This is a genomic window from Methyloceanibacter superfactus (assembly GCF_001723305.1).
Taxonomy (GTDB): domain Bacteria; phylum Pseudomonadota; class Alphaproteobacteria; order Rhizobiales; family Methyloligellaceae; genus Methyloceanibacter; species Methyloceanibacter superfactus.
In genome coordinates, this window is the sequence record NZ_LPWF01000004.1 from 121,081 (window position 1) to 138,390 (window position 17,310).

Genomic DNA, 17,310 nt, shown 5'->3' on the forward strand with positions numbered 1-17,310 from the left:
GTCCCCGCGCCACCGGGCGTTGGGACCGCCTTATCTTTCCCCACACAATGGGACATGAACATGTTTGAAAAACACACCGTAGAAATCGAATGGGGCGGCCGCCCCCTGACGCTGGAGACTGGCAGGATCGCCCGCCAGGCCGACGGCGCCGTGCTGGCCACCTATGGCGAGACATCCGTTCTCGCCACCGTCGTTGCCGCCAAGGAGGAGAGGGTCGGCATCGACTTCTTCCCTCTGACCGTGAACTACCAGGAGAAGACCTTCGCCGCGGGTAAGATCCCGGGTGGCTTCTTCAAGCGCGAGGGGCGTCCGACCGAGAAGGATACGCTGACCTCGCGCCTGATCGACCGGCCGATCCGTCCGCTGTTCGCCAAGGGCTTCAAGAACGAGACGCAAGTCATCACCACCGTGCTGTCGCACGACATGGAAAACGATCCCGACATTCTGGCCTTGGTTGCCGCCTCCGCCGCGCTGACCCTTTCCGGCATTCCCTTCCTGGGGCCGATCGGTGCCGCGCGCGTCGGCTATATCGAAGGCAAGTATGTGCTCAACCCGATGATCGACGAGATGCCCGAGACGGCGCTCGATCTCGTGGTCGCGGGCACGGCGGACGCCGTGCTGATGGTGGAATCGGAGGCCAAGGAGCTTGACGAGGACATCATGCTTGGCGCCGTGATGTTCGGCCATCAGCAGTTCCAGCCGGTGCTCGACGCCATCGTCAAGCTCGCCGAGAAGGCTGCCAAGGAGCCCTGGGCGCTCAAGAAGATCGACAATTCGGAGCTCGTGGCCAAGGTCGGCGCGCTTGCCGAAGCCGGCCTGCGCGACGCCTACTCCATCGCCAGCAAGCAGGAGCGCCGCGACGGCATCGCCAAGGTCAAGGAGACGGTCATCGCCGCGCTCGTGCCCGAGGACGCCGACGCGACCCTGGCATCAAACGTGTCCGCTGCCTTCAAAGAGGCCGAGAAGAACCTCGTGCGCTCGGGCATTCTCGACACGTCCCGGCGCATCGACGGCCGCGACCTGTCAACGGTCCGCCCGATCGTGTGCGAGGTCGGCATACTGCCCCGCACCCATGGTAGCGCGCTGTTCACGCGCGGCGAGACGCAGTCGCTCACCGTCGCCACGCTCGGCACTGGCGAGGACGAGCAGTTCGTCGACGCGCTCCAGGGCACCTACAAAGAGTCCTTCATGCTGCATTACAACTTCCCGCCCTTCTCGGTCGGCGAAGTTGGCCGCATGACAGGTCCGGGACGGCGCGAAATTGGCCATGGCAAGCTGGCTTGGCGCGCCATTCATCCGGTGCTGCCCGACCATGAGCAGTTCCCCTACACCATCCGTCTGGTTTCCGAGATCACGGAGTCGAACGGCTCCTCCTCAATGGCCACGGTGTGCGCCTCCTCGCTCGCCATGATGGATGCGGGCATTCCGCTCAAGAAGCCGGTCGCCGGTATCGCCATGGGCCTGATCAAGGAAGGCGAGCGCTTCGCCGTCCTGTCGGACATTCTCGGCGACGAGGATCATCTCGGCGACATGGACTTCAAGGTTGCCGGTACGTCCGAGGGCATCACCTCCCTGCAGATGGACATCAAGATCACCGGCATCACCGAGGAGATCATGAAGGTCGCGCTCGATCAGGCGCGCGGCGGCCGCCACCATATCCTCGCCGAGATGGACAAGGCGCTCAACACCGCCCGTCCGGAGCTCGGCGAATACGCGCCGCGCATCGAGACCATCCACATTCCGGTCGACAAGATCCGCGAAGTGATCGGCTCCGGCGGTTCGGTGATCCGTGAGATCGTCGCGGAGTCCGGTGCCAAGATCGACATCTCCGACGACGGCACGGTCAAGATTGCATCGTCGAACGCGGAATCGATCCGCGCGGCGATGGCCCGCATCAAGGGCATCACCGCCGAGCCCGAGGTCGGCGAGATCTACCAGGGCAAGGTCGTGAAGGTCATGGAGTTCGGCGCGTTCGTGAACTTCTTCGGTCCCAAGGACGGCCTCGTGCATATCTCGCAACTCGCTGAAGGGCGTCCCGCTTCCGTCGCCGAAGTCGTCAAGGAAGGCGACCAGGTATGGGTGAAGTTGCTCGGCTTCGACGATCGCGGCAAGGTCAGGCTGTCGATGAAGGTCGTCGATCAGAAGACCGGCAAGGAGATCGAGAAAGCCGAAGCGAGCTAGAACTCGCGGAGCTTACATCGCAAACGATGAGAAAGGGGCGCTTCGGCGCCCCGATCTTTTTGTGCCGATAGGCGGTTTGTCGCCCCCCGCTATTGCGCGGAGGGGGCTTCGGGCGCCTTGGAGTCTTTGGCGCAACGCCAGCCGATGACGAAGTATTTGTTGTTGGCCTTCTGCCACTCGTCGGCCTTCTCGCCGCCGGTCCTGATGCAGGACACGACGTCGCCGGCGCCGCACCGGGAACCTTGTATTCCTCGCACTTCTCCGGCGTGGCCAGGAGACATACCATCACAATGAGCTCGGCCATGCGTCCTCCTTTTACTTGCTGTCCGACGCCATCCGGGCGTCCATACGCGGACAGGATCCTTCTTATGGGGGCCTAGATCGTAAGCCCGTCGGCCCGTGTCAATATGGCGGGCGCCTTGTCCTTACTACTGCGCCGCCTCACGCGGGGTCACTTTGTCGACAGCATTCTCAAGTTCTTCGGCCCGCTCCATCGCCTTGAGCGACTGCAGGTCGGGCATGAAGGTGGTCGAGTAGCCGCAATCCACGAAATGGACCTCGCCGGTGACCGCGCCGGACAGGTCCGACAGCAGATAGAGCGCGGCACCGCCGACCTCGTCCAGCTTCGGCGAGCGGCGCATGGGCGCATGGCGCTGCTGATAATGGAGCAGCGTGCGCGCATCCGAGATGCCGGCACCGGCCAGCGTGCGCATCGGCCCGGCTGACAGGGCGTTCACCCGGATGCCGCGCGGGCCGAAATCGGACGCCAGATATTTGACGCTGGTCTCGAGCGCCGCCTTGGCCACGCCCATGACGTTGTAGCAAGGCACCACCCTGGTCGCGCCGCCATAGGTCAGGGTCAGCAGCGAGCCGCCTTCGCTCATCATGTCGGTGGCGAGCTTGCAGATCTCCGTGAACGAGAAGCAGGAGATCACCATGGTGTGCTCGAAATTCTTGCGGGTCGTGTCGCAGTAGCGGCCCTTGAGCTCGTTACGATCCGAGAAGGCCAGCGCGTGCACGACGAAATCCAGAGAACCCCACTCTTTCCGGATCACGTCGAACATTCGCTCGACGCTCGCGAGATCCTCAACGTCGACCTCTTCGATGATCTTGGCGCCGATGGACTCAGCCAAAGGCACGGCGCGACGGCCGAATGCGCCGCCCTGATAGCTGAAGGCAAGCTCGGCGCCTTGGCCGTGCAGCACGCGGGCGATGCCCCAGGCGATGGAGCGATCGTTGGCGACGCCCATCACCAGGCCCCGCTTTCCCGCCATCAGCGGTCCTGCCTCAGCGATGTCTCTTGTTGGTGCCATGGTACTTACTCTGCTTAGGGGTTAATTTCCGCCGGGTTCCCCGTTCCTCAGTTATCCAAACGACGGAATACGAGTGTGGCGTTGGTGCCGCCAAATCCAAAGCTGTTCGACATCACGGTGTTAATGGCGACATTGTCCTGCCGCTTTAGCGCGATGGGCATATCGGCGACCTCCGGATCGAGATTCTCGATATTGGCGGACTCGCAGACGAAGCCGTTATGCATCATCAGCAGCGAGTAGATCGCCTCATGCACGCCAGCGGCGCCCAGCGAGTGGCCGGTGAGCGACTTGGTAGCGCTGATGGGCGGGCAGTCGTCACCGAATACTTCCCGGATCGCCTCGATCTCGCGTATATCGCCCTGCGGCGTCGAGGTCGCATGCGGATTGATGTAGTCGATCTTGTCACCGTTCAGGTTCTGCATGGCCATGCGCATGCAACGCACCGCGCCCTCGCCCGACGGCAGCACCATGTCGAAGCCGTCCGACGTGGCGCCGTAGCCCACCAACTCCGCATAGATATGGGCACCACGCGCCTTGGCGTGCTCCAGCTCCTCGAGCACCACGACGCCGGCGCCGCCGGCAATGACGAAGCCGTCGCGGGCGGTGTCGTAGGCGCGGCTCGCCTTCTCGGGCTGATCGTTGAAGTCGGACGACATGGCGTTCATGGCGTCGAATAGGACGGACAAGGTCCAGTCGAGCTCCTCGCCGCCGCCGGCGAACACGATGTCCTGCTTGCCGAGCTGGATCAGCTCGCTCGCATTGCCGATGCAATGGGCGGACGTGGAGCAGGCCGACGAGATGGAATAGCTCACGCCCTTGATGTGGTAGGGCGTCGATAGGGTGGCCGAATTGGTGGACGACATCGATTTCGGCACCTCGAAGGGCCCGACCTTTTTCGGACCCTTCTCGCGCGTGGTGTCGGCCGCCTGGACGATGGCCCGGGTCGAGGGGCCGCCGGAGCCCATGATCAGGCCGGTGCGCTCGTTGGAGATGTCCTTCTCCTCGAGGCCCGCATCGCGGATCGCCTGCTCCATGGCAATGTAGTTCCACCCGGCGCCGGCGCCCATAAAGCGACGGACCTTGCGGTCGATCATCTCCTCCCAGTCGAGCTTGGGCGCGCCATGAACCTGACAGCGGAAGCCGAGCTCCGCATAGGTCTCGGCCTTGACTAGGCCGGACTTCGCCTCGCGCAGCGATGCCAGCACCTCCTGGGCGCTGTTGCCGATGGAGGACACGATGCCCATGCCGGTCACGACCACGCGTTTCATGGGGTCAACGTCCTTGAAATCAGTGCCGCAAAAAGATCAAGCACCAGCAGGTGCGGCTTCGTCCGCTTGGAACAGGCCGACCCTCAGGTCCTTGGCCGTGTAGATCGTCTCGCCGTCGGCCTTGACCCAACCATCGCCGGTGCCGAGGGTAAATTTGCGGCGGATGACGCGCCGCAGCTCAACGATGTATTCGACCTTACGCATGGTGGGCAGCACCATGCCGGAAAATTTCACCTCGCCGACGCCAAGCGCGCGGCCCTTGCCGGGGGCGCCGAGCCAGCCGAGGAAGAAACCGAGCATCTGCCAGAGGGCGTCGAGGCCGAGGCACCCGGGCATCACCGGGTCGCCCTTGAAGTGGCAGTCGAAGAACCAGAGGTCGGGCTTCACGTCGAACTCGGCCACAATCCGGCCGTGACCGTGCTCGCCGCCGTCTTCCTCGACATGGGAGATGCGGTCGAACATGAGCATGGGCGGCAGGGGCAATTGAGCATTGCCGGGGCCGAACAACTCGCCCCGGGCGCAGGCAAGCAAATCCTCATAGTCGAATTGGCCCCGCCGTTCGGTCGTCGGTTTCTGCACTCTGTTACGTCCTTCGTTCACTTCGATCCTCAATATCGGCTGGTTTCCTAACACAGTCGAAGCCCCACCAAAAGCCCGGGGAGGCTCCGGTCGGGACCCAGCCAAGTGCAAGCCAAGTGTATGACTCGCCAGCCGCAACCCGCCTCACGACCGCCCGCCCGACCCGGGCTAACGCGGCAAAAAGTCAGCCAAACCACAACGTTGCGGCGGACGCCCCTACCCCCTATATTCGTCGAGCAAATCTATAAGCGAAAAGATCAGATGGAAAAGTTGCCCCAAGGGCCCCATGAGGCCGAAACCATGACCGGAAACGTCGCCGGACTGCTGCGCGGCGCTGGCCTACGGCCAACACGTCAGCGGGTCGCGCTGGCGCGTCTGCTGTTTGCCGAGGGCGACCGGCATGTCACGGCCGAGCGGCTGCACGAGGAGGCCTTGGCCTCCAGGGTGCCGGTATCGCTGGCCACCGTCTACAACACGCTGCACCAGTTCACGCAGGCGGGGCTTCTCCGGGAGGTCGCGGTTGAAGGCGCCAAGACCTATTTCGACACCAATACGTCGAACCACTACCACTTCTTCTGCGAGCGCTCCGGCCGACTCCTAGACATCTCGACCGGTGACATCCGTATCGACGGGCTGCCCGAGGCGCCCGAAGGCATGGCGATCTCCCGTGTCGACGTGCTCGTGCGGCTGGTCAAGAAGGCCGGCAGCTAGGCTCTTGGGCCGCTAGGCTTCGTCAAGGCTGGCTACTACTCGATCGCTTCGCCGCGGTAGACCCCCCAGAGCTTGTTCTGCTCCACATAGCCCGAATAGTCGCCGACGGTGAGTTCGCACCACTCGCCGTCGCATTCGACCACGTTGCCGAGCACGCCGGCCTGAAGCTCGGCGACAGCGCGAGAGCCCGTGGACGCGCTGTCATGCAGCGGGACGCTCTCCTGGCCCTTGGCCCAAGGGCTGATGAGCACCGTGCGCCGCCCGCTCAAGAGGCTATGGAATACCCAGCCCTCGGACCCCTCGCTGTCGCGCACGCGGCGCCAATTCTCCGACTCGGCGACGATCTCGACCGGCAGGCCCGCCCGCGAGAAGACCCAGACGATGGCCTGGTCGGTGCTCGGTCCCCGGCGCACATTGACCTTGTCTGATTTGAGGCTGACGAAGCGCGGCACGGCCAGGCCGGTGGACCCATTGGCGGGAGGTTGCTTGACGCTGTCCTCGGCGGCGCTCTTGGCACTTCCGGCCAAGGCGAGGCCCAGGGCCAGCCCCAACCCGATCAAGACACGATAGCGCAACGTCTCACCCCCATATTGCCCCCCCGAATCGATGGTCCTTCAATGGCCGAGAAAAGTGAAAGGATCGTGGCTCCGCGCTTTTTCGGGGCCCTAAGCCAATATGACGCTTTATCTCGCGAAGCCCCTTCTGTTAGACAAAGCGCGCAAATCAAGCACCTGGCAATTACCCAGGGGGATCCTCCCCCGCCGCCGCTAGCCTCCTGACGGGAAAAGTTATGTCTTCTGATCGTCCGCTCGTTATCGTCACCCGTAAGCTCCCCGACGTCGTGGAAACACGGCTCAGAGAGCTGTTCGACGCGCGCCTCAACATAGAAGACAAGCCGTTTTCGCGGGAAGAGCTGATCGAGGCCGTGAAGACGGCGAATGTGCTCGTGCCGACGGTCACCGACCGCATCGACCGGGCCGTGCTCAGCCAAGCGGGACCCGATCTCAAGCTGATCGCCCAGTTCGGCACCGGCGTCGACAATATCGATCTGGATACAGCGCGGAACCGGTCCATCCTCGTCACCAACACGCCGGGCGTGCTGACCGAGGACACCGCCGACATGACCATGGCGCTGATCCTGTCCGTGCCGCGGCGTCTCACCGAAGGTGCGGCGCTGCTTCGGGCCGACACCGGCGACTGGCAAGGCTGGTCGCCCACCTGGATGCTCGGCCACCGCATCTACGGCAAGCGACTCGGCATCGTCGGCATGGGACGGATCGGCCAGGCGGTGGCGCGGCGCGCCAAGGCGTTCGGCCTCCAGATCCATTATCACAACCGCCGCCGCGTCCAGCCCGACATCGAGCATGCGCTCGAGGCGACCTATTGGGACAGCCTCGACCAGATGCTGGCGCGCATGGACATCATTTCCATCAACTGCCCGCATACGCCGGCGACCTATCACCTGCTGTCAGCCCGGCGCCTCGCGCTGCTGAAGCCGTCGGCCTATATCGTCAATACGGCGCGCGGCGAAGTGATCGACGAGAACGCGCTGGCCCGCATGATCGAGAACAACGAGCTGGCCGGCGCCGGCCTCGACGTATTCGAGCATGAGCCGGCGGTGAATCCGAAGCTGCTGCGCAACGATAAGGTCGTGGTGCTGCCGCATATGGGCTCGGCGACGCTCGAAGGCCGCGTCGACATGGGCGAGAAGGTCATCATCAACATCAAGACCTTCCTCGACGGCCACGCGCCGCCGGACCGCGTCCACCCCGCGATGTTCTAGGAGACCGCGGCTACTCGGCCGCGGCGGGGGAGGCCTCGGGCGTCCTCACGTGCTCGGGCCGGAAGCCCATGCCGATGAGGCGTGCCGGCAAGCGCCTAAGCCACGGAAAGCGGTTCAGCATCTTGGCGACGAATGGCGGCTTCGGCCGCGCCCTCATGGTGAGCACGTTGGAGACGACCCGGTTCTGGACGAAGATCTGGAGCGCCTGGGTCATCTCGGTCGGCCATTGCCGCCGCTTCTGCACCTTGCGCAAGTCGTCCTCGGTCACTTTCCCCTCGCGCAGCGGGCCGGCGAGGATATTGGCGGTGGCGACCGCGTCCTGAACGGCGAGATTGATGCCGACGCCGCCGATGGGAGACATGGCGTGGGCCGCATCGCCGATGCAAAGCAGCCCCGGACGGTACCAGCGCTTCAACCGATCGACCGCCACGGTGAGCAGCTTCACGTCATCCCAAGAGCCGATCTCGCGCACCCGGTCGGACAATTTGGGGTTCAGCGCGGCAATTGCCAGGCGGAAGGCCTCAAGCCCTTTGCGGCGCAGTTCGTTGAAGCCGCCTTTGGGGATGACGAAGGCGCACTGCCAATAGTCGCCGCGGTCGATCATGATGAAGAAGCGGCCCGGCTCGATGCGGCCGAGGCTGTCGGATCCGTCGCTTGGATGCCGGGACAGGCGCAGCCACAGCACGTCCATCGGCGCGCCGCGATCCTCGACCTCGAAGCCGGCGAGCTTGCGCACGGTGGAATGGCGGCCGTCGGTGCCGACCACAAGCTCGGCGCGGACCTCGAGATCGCCTTGCGGGGTCGCCGCCTTGAGGCCAACGATGCGGTCGCCGTCCTTCAGGAGCTCGTCCACCTCCGCCCGCATGCGCAGATGAAATGTTGGGTAGCGCTTTCCCGCCTCGGCAAGGAAGTTGAGGAAGTGCCATTGCGGCATGAAGGCGAGGAATTTGCAGTGGGTCGGCAGGTGCGAGAAGTCGGCGATCTGCACCAGATCATCGCCGATCTGCGCCCCGAGCTGGCGTACCTCTTGGTGCGGCCGCTTGAGGAACTCGTCGATCAGGCCGAGTTCATACATGAGCTCGAGCGTCGAGGGATGAATGGTGTCGCCGCGGAAGTCGCGAAAGAAGTCCTCGTGCTTCTCGAGCACGACCACATCGACGCCGGCCCGCGCCAGGAGAAAGCCGAGCATGACGCCCGCCGGGCCGCCGCCGGCGATCGCGCAATTGGTCGTGATGGTCTCGGACGCATGGTGTCTTGGTACCGGAATTTGGTTAACGCGCGCCTTTTCCATTCAGGTTCCCGGGGGGTTGTTGCGCCGGATCAAGGCGCGCCGTCCTAACTCGCCATCTCATTGAGCGTGGGAAGAAGTGTAGGCGTCAGACGGCTGACGCCCCGGACCTAACGGAGATCGATCATGACTCGCACTCGGGTATTGGCGTGCGTCGTAGGTGGCGCTGCGCTGTTTCTCGGCGTGACGGAAAGCTCCGCCGGAATCCTCGTCTCCGGCCTTGAAGACCTCAGCGCGGCGCCCCGCTCCAGGGCCGAGAAGGTGCACGAGGGCAAAGGGGGTATGCACCAGAACTGTCTCAGGCACGCGGCGCCCGGCGCCTACCCGGACTGCCATTGGCACCATTTCGATCCCAGGACGGGGCAGTGGTACAATAGGAGGCGGTTGCTTGACGGCACCAATTGTCCCGCCAACGACGTTTGCCCGTACGATTCCTCGGGCGCCCGCCGTTGACGCTTTCGGGGACCGCGGCTCCGCTCACTCCGTAGCCTCAGCCGCTGCCTTGCGGTGGTGACTGAGGTCGCGGAAACGCGGATTTCTGCCGTTCAGGGGGTTTTCCGGGTCCCAGGTATAGGCCACGGTCGAGAACCTGGCCTGGAGGGCATCGTAGAGCATGAGCCGCCCCACCAGCCCCTCGCCGATGCCCAAAAGCTCCTTCACCACCTCGACCGCCTGGAGGCAGCCCATGACGCCGGCGACCGCGCCGAGAATGCCGGCTTCCGAGCAGGGCGGCACGGTGCCGGCGGGCGGGCTTTGCGGAAACAAACAGCGGTACGACGGGCGCGGCTTGCCCTCCGCATCCGTCTCGAAGGCGCGGAAGGTGGTGAGCTGGCCGTCGAAGGGGCCGACGGCGGCGAACACCAAGGGCAGCTTGGCGAAATAGCACGCATCGTTGATGAGATAGCGCGTGGCGAAATTGTCGGAACCGTCGGCGACGATGTCGAAGCCACGAACGATGTCGAGTGCGTTCTCCGGCACCAGCCGCGTCGTATAGAGCTTGGTCTTCACATGGGGGTTGAGGCGCTCGAGCGTGGCCGCGGCGCTCCTCGTCTTGGCGCGGCCGACCGACCCCGAGTCGTGGGCGATCTGGCGCTGGAGATTGTCGAGGCTCACGCGGTCGTCGTCGATGATGCCGATGGTACCAACGCCGGCCGCGGCGAGATACAGAAGCAGCGGCGAGCCGAGACCGCCGGCGCCGACCACGAGCACGCGCGCGGCCTTCAGGCGCTGCTGGCCTTCGCCACCGATCTCCTTCAGCACCAGATGCCGCTTGTAGCGTTCGATCTCGTCAGGGGTGAGCATGATGGCCCCAACCTATGCCTTCCAGGCGCGCGCTGCCAGGAGGGTCGCGCTAGCCGGTGGAGCCGAAGCCGCCCTCGCCGCGGCCGGTGTCTTCCAGGCTCTCCGCCGGCACGATCTCCACATGGGTGACCGGCGCGATGACGGCTTGGGCGATGCGGTCGCCGCGCTGAATGAGGAAGGCTTCGCTACCGAGATTGATGAGGATCACCATGACCTCGCCGCGATAGTCGGAGTCGATGGTGCCGGGGCTGTTGAGTACGGTGATGCCGTGCTTCAGCGCCAGGCCGGAGCGCGGCCGCACCTGCGCCTCGTAGCCTTGCGGCAGCGCGAACACGAGACCCGTGGGGACAAGCACGCGGCAACTTGGATGAAGCGTGATCGTGCCGTCCTCGGGTACGGCGGCGACGAGATCGAGACCCGCAGCATGAGCCGATTGATACGCGGGAAGCGGCAGCCCCTCGCCGTGAGGAAGCTGCTTGATCCGAACCTGAACGCTCATTCGGCGGCCGAGCGCAGATTGGGCAACGCCTCGGCGGCGCGGGCAAGGAGCCGCGCGGCCATGTCGTCCTTGCTCATGGACGGCCAGTCCTCGATGCCGGCGCCGGTCACGAGATGCACGCGCGTGGCGTCGCCGCCCATGATGCCGGTGCCATGCGACACATCGTTGGCGACGATCCAATCGGCGCCCTTGGCGCGGCGCTTGGCCTTCGCGTTGTCGACGACGTTCTCGGTCTCGGCGGCAAAGCCGATGACAAGGTCCGGACGCTGCGGCCCCGGAATGGCAATCGTCGCCAGGATGTCCGGGTTTTGCTCGAGGCTCAGCGACACGTCGTTGCCGCCGTCTTCCTTCTTCAGCTTCTGCGCGGCTTCGGTTGCTGCCCGCCAGTCAGCGACGGCGGCGGCGCAAATGGCCATGTCGGCGGGAAGCGCATCGAGCACCGCGTCCAGCATCTCCTGCGCCGTCTCGACCTTGATCAGGGTGACGCCGCCGGGATCGGGCAGCGTCACGGGACCGGACACCAGCGTCACATGCGCGCCGAGCGCTTGCGCGGCGCGAGCCAGCGCGTGGCCCTGCTTGCCCGAGGAGCGGTTGGCGATATAGCGCACCGGGTCCAGCGGCTCATGAGTGGGACCCGAGGTGATCAATACGTGGCGCCCTGAGAGCGGGCCCGGTTGTTGCTGTGCAAGGAGGCGCTCGATGGCATTGGCGATGGCCGCCGGCTCGGCCATGCGGCCCGGACCATATTCGCCGCAGGCCATCTCGCCCTCGTCCGGGCCAATGAAAATGATGCCGTCTTCGCGCAGCGTGGCGACGTTGCGGCGGCAGGCGGGATGCTGCCACATGCGGACATTCATCGCGGGCGCCACAGCCACGCGCTTGTCCGTGGCGAGCAGAACGGTGGAGGCGAGGTCGGACGCGGTACCCGTCGCCATCTTGGCGAGAAGATCGGCGGTCGCCGGCGCGACGACGACAAGATCGGCTTCGCGCGACAGCCGGATATGGCCGATCTCGGCTTCGTCCTTGAGGTCGAACAGATCGGTGAAGGTCTTGTCCTCGGACAGCACGGAGAAGGAGAGCGGCGTCACGAACTCCGCGCCGCCCTTCGTCAAGATGACGCGCACCGACGCGCCCCGCTCCTTCAAGCGGCGCACGAGCTCCAGGCTCTTATAGGCGGCGATGCCGCCGCCGACGATGAGCAGGATGCGCTTTCCTTGCACTCTATCCTCGTTCCTCGTCACGCCCGGCCTCGCGCAGGGCATCCACGGTTAGGAGTAGATCAAATCCCGTCTGTCGGGAAACGCCCGGCCATGACTACCATGTTGGGGTTAATGACCAAAAATCAAAACAAGAGCGCAAGCGCGATGGCCACCAGCGCGATCGCGCCCACCCAGATGCCGATGCGGCCCGCCCGGTCCTGGCGGGTCTGCGCTTGCGCCAAACGCTCCACGCTGTTCGTATCGAGGCGCAAGCCCTGCTCGGCCATGTCGGCGAAGGCGTCGGCGGCGCGCTCGGCCTGCATCAACAGCTTCGGGATGTCGCCGACGAAGCGGCCGACGGAAACCGCGCTCTCGGCCGCCTGCTCGAGCCGCGCGCCGGCGCCGAGCTGGCTTTCCAGCCACTCCTTGGCGACGGGCTCGGCCACCACCCAGATATTGAGGGCCGGATCGAGGCTGCGGCCCACGCCCTCGACCACCACCATGGTCTTTTGCAGGAGGATCAGCTCGGGCCGGGTCTCCATGTCGAACACTTCGGTATATTGGAAGAGCTGGCCCAGGAGCTGGGCCATGGAGATCTCGCTTGCCGGCCGGTCCATGATCGGCTCGCCGATAGCGCGCAAGGCTTGGGCGAATTGCGCCACCGAATGTTTGCGCGGCACATAGCCCGCCTCGAAATGCACCTCGGCAACGCGGGTATAGTCGCGGGTGATGAAGCCGTAGAGGATCTCGGCCAGGAAGCGCCGCTCCTTCATGCTGAGAGGCCCATGATGCCGAAGTCCACGGCGACGATGTCGCCTTTGGCGTCGACGAATAGATTGCCCTGATGCATATCGGCGTGGAAGAAGCCGTCGCGCATGGCGTGGCGCAGGAAAGTCTGCACCAGAGTCCGGCCGAGCACTTTCAGGTCGTGGCCGGCGGCGCGCAACTTATCGAGATCGCCGATGGGGACGCCGTCGATCCACTCCAAGGTCAGCACGCGCCGTGCGCTGCGTGTCCAATCCACCGTAGGCACGCGGAAGCCTTCGTCGTCCTTGATGTTGTCGGCCATCTCCGAGATGGCGGCCGCTTCCATGCGCAGATCCATCTCGATGGCGACGGACTTCGCCAGCGTGTCGACGACGGCAAGGGGTTTTAGGCGCCGCGAGGGCGGATGGAAGCGCTCGATCATGCGCGCGGCCAACACATATGAGTCGAGGTCTTTCTGAAAGCGCTGCTCGATGCCGGGGCGCAGCACCTTCACGGCGACGTCTTTCAGCGAGCGTCCGGCGTCTTGACCTTGGCCTTGTGGACTTGGGCGATGGAGGCCGCCGCCACGGGTGGACCGAACTCGGCGAAGAGCGTGCCGATGGGCGCTTCGAGCGCCGCCTCCACGGCCTTCACCGCCTCGTCTTGCGAGAAGGGCGGCAAGCGGTCCTGAAGGCTGGAGAGATCGCGCGCCAGCTCGCGGCCGATGATGTCGTCGCGGGTGGCGAGGAACTGACCGAGCTTGATGTAAGACGGGCCGAGCGCGGTGAGCGCCGCGGAGAGCCGCGCCTGATTGCCCGCGTCCGCGCCGTTCTTGCGCAAGGGCGCGGTGGCGCGGGCGAACAGACGGAGCGGGCCCGGCAGGTTGGCATGGTCGGGCAGCACGCGGGCGCCGCTCCACGCAAGCGTTGCGCCGGCCTTTGTCAGCCGCGCCATGTTGGCGATGGCGTTCACCTTACTGCCTCACTAAATCCGCCAGCCGGAATGGATGGCGCGATGCCGCCGGTCAGGTTTCGATAGCTCACCCGCTCGAAGCCCGCATCTTGAATCAAACGGGTGAAGCTTTCCTGATCAGGAAAGCGCCGGATGCTTTCCACGAGATAGCGATAGGCCTCGGCGTCACCGGCGACAAGACCGCCCAGCCGCGGGATCGCATTGAAGGAGTAGGCGTCGTAGAGCGTGTCGAGCAGCGGCATCTCCACGCTCGAGAATTCCAAGCAGAGAAACCGTCCGCCGGGCTTGAGCACGCGATAGGCCTCGCTCAGCGCCTTGTCGATATGGGTGACGTTGCGGATGCCGAAGGCGATCGTATAGGCGTCGAAGCGGGCGCTCGGGAAGGGCAGCGCTTCGGCGTTGCCTTGGACGAAGTCGAGCGGGCCCGGCGTCCTTCGCCACGGCGCGCGCCCGGCCGGCCTCGAGCATCTCATTGCTGATGTCGCAGACCGCGCTGCGCCCGAGCCCACCTGCTTCAGGAAGCGGAAGGCGATGTCCCCCGTGCCCCCGGCCACGTCCAAAAGAGCGAAGGGCGTGGCGCTTTTCGGCGGCGCCAGGGCCGTCAGCAGGTCGGCTTTCCACAGGCGATGCATACCCCCCGACATAAGGTCGTTCATCAGGTCGTAGCGGCGCGCCACCTTGGCAAACACCTCGTTCACCAGGCGCTGCCGGTCGTTTTCGGCCACGCGGGAGAAGCCAAAACTCGTCTCAGCTCCCGTCCCGGCGGTGGAATCGCGGTTTTTCAGGTCCTCGGTCATGCGAACGGACAATAGCGTAAGGCCCGAGATCACGCTATTGTTGCAGTGCAATGAGATTTTTTCTGCACTGCACTATGCAGGGACGCCATGCCGGAACTGCCTGAGGTCGAGACCGTGCGCCGGGGTCTGGAACCCATTTTGGTGGGCAACGCCTTCGCGCGCGTCGAGCAGCGGCGGCCCGACTTGCGCTTTCCGCTGCCCCCGGAGTTCGGCGCGCGCCTGGAAGGCCGCACGGTCGAGGCGCTCGACCGGCGCGCCAAATATCTGCTGGCGCGGCTAGACGACGGCGAGGTGCTGGTCATGCATCTCGGCATGACCGGGCGGTTCGCCATCGACAAGGCGAACGGTGACGCGGCCGCGCCCGGCCGTTTTGCGCATCGCCCGAAAGCCACACCAAAGCATGAGCACATCGTGTTCCATCTCGGCGACGGCACGGCGGTGCGCTACAGCGACACGCGGCGCTTCGGGATCATGGACTTGATCCCGGGGGCCATGCTCGACGGTCACGCCCTGTTCAAAGGTCTCGGCGTCGAGCCGCTGGGCGATGACTTCACGCCCGCGTGGTTCGCATCGAAGCTCAAGGGCAAGGCCACGTCCATCAAGGCCGCCCTCCTCGATCAACGGCTGATCGCCGGGCTCGGCAACATCTATGCTTGCGAGGCGCTGCACCGCGCCGGCATCTCGCCGCTGAAACTCGCCGGAACACTCGCCACCAAATCCGGCAAGCCAACAAAAAAAACGGAAACGCTCGTTGACGGGATCAAGACGGTGCTGACAAGCGCCATCAAGGCCGGCGGGTCGTCGTTGCGCGACTATCGCCACACGGACGGACGGCTCGGCCGCTTTCAACATCGCTTCAAGGTCTATGGCCGCGAGGGGAAACCCTGCCGAAGGACGGGATGCAACGGCGTCGTCCGGCGCATCGTCCAGAGCGGCCGCTCGACCTTCTACTGTCCAACCTGCCAGAGATAAGGGAACTGACACTCATGTTTGTGGAAGAGATCGCAAAGGGCGAACAGGTGCCCGAGGAAAACCCATACGAAACGCTGCTGGTCACGCGGCAGGGCAAAGTCGGGCTGATCACGCTCAACCGGCCGCACGCCCTGAACGCGCTCAACACGCTTCTCATCAGTGAGTTGAACCGCGCGCTGAAGGGCTTCGAGACGGACCCAGGTATCGGCGCCATCGTCATCACCGGCAACGAGAAGGCATTTGCCGCCGGCGTCGACATCAAGGAGATGCACACCAAAACCTTCGTGGAGGCCTACGGCAGCGACTTCCTGGCGCCGTTCGATAAGATCGGCAACATCCGCAAGCCGATCATCGCCGCGGTGGGCGGCTACGCGCTCGGCGGCGGCTGCGAGCTCGCCATGTCGTGCGACATCATCTTGGCCGCCGACAACGCCGTGTTCGGTCAGCCGGAGATCAATCTCGGCATCATGCCGGGGGCTGGCGGCACCCAGCGTCTGACCCGCGCGGTCGGCAAGGCGAAGGCCATGGAGCTCTGCCTCACGGGTCGCATGATGGAAGCTGAGGAAGCGGAGCGCGCCAATCTGGTGAGCCGCATTGTGCCGGCGGACGAGCTTCTCGAGGAGGCCATGAAGGTCGCCGACAAGATCGCCAACCTGTCGCAGCACGCGGTGATGATGATCAAGGAGGCGATCAATCGCGGCTTCGCCACGACGCTGGCCGAAGGCACCCGGTTCGAGCGCGGCCAGTTCTACTCGCTGTTCGCCACGGAGGACCAGAAGGAGGGCATGGCTGCCTTCATCGACAAGCGGAAGCCAGAGTTCAAGAACCGCTAAAGGCTCGTTTCGCGGATAGAGGGAGGCAGCCCCCGATTTGCGCCCAGTTGACGCTATTGGGGGTGCTCGCTATAGAGCACGTTAAATCAGTGTTTCTATCGTGCCTTCGCCCCCTTCCGCGGGCCGAAAGCCGCCCTCAAGGATCCTAGAAATGGCCAATACTAAGTCGGCGAAGAAAGCCGTTCGCCAAACCATCCGCCGTACCGCCGACAACAAGAACCGGCGGAGCCAGATGCGCGGCTCCGTGCGCAAGGTCGAGGAGGCGATTGCCTCCGGCAACAAGGACGCCGCCCAGACCGCGCTCAGGGAAGCCGAGCCGCTCATGGTGCGCACGGCGCAAAAGGGCCTGCTCCACCGTAAGAGCGCCTCTCGCAAGGTCTCCCGCCTGGCCAAGCGCGTCGGCGCGATGGAAACCGCCTAGGCGCCGAAAAGACACGACTGTTGCCCCCGCGCCACGGGGCTTGCGCACAGTTCCGCGCGCTACATGTCAATTTGACGAATATTTCAAACGCTTGACAACGGGCCGGTGGCGCGGCCGCCCGCTGTCTTATCCACCGGCTCCCCCCTCGAAAAAAAAAAATTCGCCCCGAACCGGCGCCGAAACCCCAGCTTTCTGGGCTCTTCGCCGCTTCTCCTGGTCGATTCACGCTTGCTGCACAGAGGCTTGGAGAGACAGGCCAACCGCTCCGCCTACTGGTCATCTGGGCGTGGTGACCTTGCCCGGTCGCTTGATCGGCGGGGTTCGCGTGTGTATAGTCTAGTCATCCGAACGGGGAAGTCCCCTCCTTACAATTGAGTATCTTGGCCTTGGTGTTCGCCCGGGACAGGTTTTCTTTGTCTTCGTAGCAAGGAGGGATGAAATCTTG

Annotated in this window: 17 protein-coding genes and 1 pseudogene; 7 read left to right on the forward strand and 11 right to left on the reverse strand. The window is 64.7% G+C overall.

All coding sequences use genetic code 11. From position 1 onward, the window contains the following. The first annotated feature begins 60 nt into the window (after positions 1–60). Positions 61–2,181, forward strand: a complete 2,121-nt coding sequence (gene pnp, locus AUC69_RS01485) for a polyribonucleotide nucleotidyltransferase (RefSeq protein ID WP_069440699.1) — start codon at positions 61–63, stop codon at positions 2,179–2,181. Between the two features lie 89 nt (positions 2,182–2,270). Here the strand turns inward: pnp and AUC69_RS18855 are convergent, their stop codons facing one another. The 4 genes from AUC69_RS18855 to fabA form a co-directional block, all read right to left on the reverse strand. Beyond that, complete coding sequence (locus AUC69_RS18855; RefSeq protein WP_280136607.1) at positions 2,271–2,396, reverse strand: hypothetical protein; 126 nt, start codon at positions 2,394–2,396, stop codon at positions 2,271–2,273. Positions 2,397–2,609: 213 nt separating this feature from the next. Further along, positions 2,610–3,455 (reverse strand): enoyl-ACP reductase FabI, encoded by an 846-nt coding sequence (fabI, locus tag AUC69_RS01490; RefSeq protein ID WP_244500034.1) that lies wholly within the window; start codon positions 3,453–3,455, stop codon positions 2,610–2,612. An 86-nt stretch (positions 3,456–3,541) separates the two neighbouring features. Beyond that, entirely contained in the window at positions 3,542–4,762 is a 1,221-nt protein-coding gene (gene fabB, locus AUC69_RS01495; protein WP_069440577.1) for a beta-ketoacyl-ACP synthase I, read from the reverse strand. Between the two features lie 36 nt (positions 4,763–4,798). Further along, the gene (gene fabA, locus AUC69_RS01500; RefSeq protein WP_069440578.1) at positions 4,799–5,341 is read right to left on the reverse strand and encodes a 3-hydroxyacyl-[acyl-carrier-protein] dehydratase FabA; all 543 of its coding nucleotides are present in this window, start codon (positions 5,339–5,341) and stop codon (positions 4,799–4,801) included. 300 nt (positions 5,342–5,641) lie between these two features. Here fabA and irrA point away from each other — a divergent pair, with 300 nt between their 5' ends. Then, on the forward strand, positions 5,642–6,052 hold the full coding sequence (irrA, locus tag AUC69_RS01505) for an iron response transcriptional regulator IrrA (protein WP_069440700.1): 411 nt from the start codon (positions 5,642–5,644) through the stop codon (positions 6,050–6,052). Positions 6,053–6,087: 35 nt separating this feature from the next. On the opposite strand, the gene AUC69_RS01510 is transcribed toward irrA, so the two are convergent. Further along, positions 6,088–6,627 (reverse strand): SH3 domain-containing protein, encoded by a 540-nt coding sequence (locus tag AUC69_RS01510; RefSeq protein WP_193427387.1) that lies wholly within the window; start codon positions 6,625–6,627, stop codon positions 6,088–6,090. 215 nt (positions 6,628–6,842) lie between these two features. Between AUC69_RS01510 and AUC69_RS01515 the strand changes: the two genes are divergently transcribed. Continuing rightward, the gene (locus tag AUC69_RS01515) at positions 6,843–7,835 is read left to right on the forward strand and encodes a 2-hydroxyacid dehydrogenase (RefSeq protein WP_069440579.1); all 993 of its coding nucleotides are present in this window, start codon (positions 6,843–6,845) and stop codon (positions 7,833–7,835) included. A 10-nt stretch (positions 7,836–7,845) separates the two neighbouring features. Here AUC69_RS01515 and AUC69_RS01520 read toward each other — a convergent pair whose 3' ends face one another. Beyond that, entirely contained in the window at positions 7,846–9,126 is a 1,281-nt protein-coding gene (locus AUC69_RS01520; protein ID WP_069440580.1) for an FAD-dependent oxidoreductase, read from the reverse strand. A gap of 123 nt (positions 9,127–9,249) precedes the next feature. On the opposite strand from AUC69_RS01520, the gene AUC69_RS01525 reads away from it, so the two are divergent. Further along, positions 9,250–9,576 carry a hypothetical protein gene (locus AUC69_RS01525; RefSeq protein ID WP_141700519.1) on the forward strand — a complete coding sequence of 109 codons (327 nt, stop codon included), beginning with the start codon at positions 9,250–9,252 and terminating at the stop codon, positions 9,574–9,576. Between the two features lie 24 nt (positions 9,577–9,600). On the opposite strand, the gene AUC69_RS01530 is transcribed toward AUC69_RS01525, so the two are convergent. The 5 genes and pseudogenes from AUC69_RS01530 to AUC69_RS01550 all read right to left on the reverse strand — a co-directional run bounded on the left by AUC69_RS01530 (position 9,601) and on the right by AUC69_RS01550 (position 14,639). Further along, a complete protein-coding gene (locus tag AUC69_RS01530) occupies positions 9,601–10,425 on the reverse strand; it encodes a HesA/MoeB/ThiF family protein (RefSeq protein WP_069440582.1) in 825 nt (274 codons plus the stop codon). A 49-nt stretch (positions 10,426–10,474) separates the two neighbouring features. Further along, a complete protein-coding gene (gene dut, locus AUC69_RS01535; RefSeq protein ID WP_069440583.1) occupies positions 10,475–10,924 on the reverse strand; it encodes a dUTP diphosphatase in 450 nt (149 codons plus the stop codon). Further along, on the reverse strand, positions 10,921–12,186 hold the full coding sequence (gene coaBC, locus AUC69_RS01540) for a bifunctional phosphopantothenoylcysteine decarboxylase/phosphopantothenate--cysteine ligase CoaBC (protein WP_069440584.1): 1,266 nt from the start codon (positions 12,184–12,186) through the stop codon (positions 10,921–10,923). The genes dut and coaBC overlap by 4 nt, the downstream gene beginning before the upstream one ends. Positions 12,187–12,266: 80 nt before the next feature. Next, a pseudogene (ubiB, locus tag AUC69_RS01545) lies at positions 12,267–13,824 on the reverse strand (2-polyprenylphenol 6-hydroxylase). A gap of 14 nt (positions 13,825–13,838) precedes the next feature. Further along, complete coding sequence (locus AUC69_RS01550; protein ID WP_425283494.1) at positions 13,839–14,639, reverse strand: class I SAM-dependent methyltransferase; 801 nt, start codon at positions 14,637–14,639, stop codon at positions 13,839–13,841. Between the two features lie 87 nt (positions 14,640–14,726). Between AUC69_RS01550 and mutM the strand changes: the two genes are divergently transcribed. From mutM to rpsT, 3 genes are all read left to right on the forward strand, one after another. Beyond that, the gene (gene mutM, locus AUC69_RS01555; RefSeq protein ID WP_069440585.1) at positions 14,727–15,611 is read left to right on the forward strand and encodes a bifunctional DNA-formamidopyrimidine glycosylase/DNA-(apurinic or apyrimidinic site) lyase; all 885 of its coding nucleotides are present in this window, start codon (positions 14,727–14,729) and stop codon (positions 15,609–15,611) included. A 14-nt stretch (positions 15,612–15,625) separates the two neighbouring features. Continuing rightward, positions 15,626–16,444 carry an enoyl-CoA hydratase gene (locus AUC69_RS01560; RefSeq protein ID WP_069440586.1) on the forward strand — a complete coding sequence of 273 codons (819 nt, stop codon included), beginning with the start codon at positions 15,626–15,628 and terminating at the stop codon, positions 16,442–16,444. A 151-nt stretch (positions 16,445–16,595) separates the two neighbouring features. Further along, a complete protein-coding gene (gene rpsT, locus AUC69_RS01565; RefSeq protein ID WP_069440587.1) occupies positions 16,596–16,865 on the forward strand; it encodes a 30S ribosomal protein S20 in 270 nt (89 codons plus the stop codon). Positions 16,866–17,310: the final 445 nt, after the last annotated feature.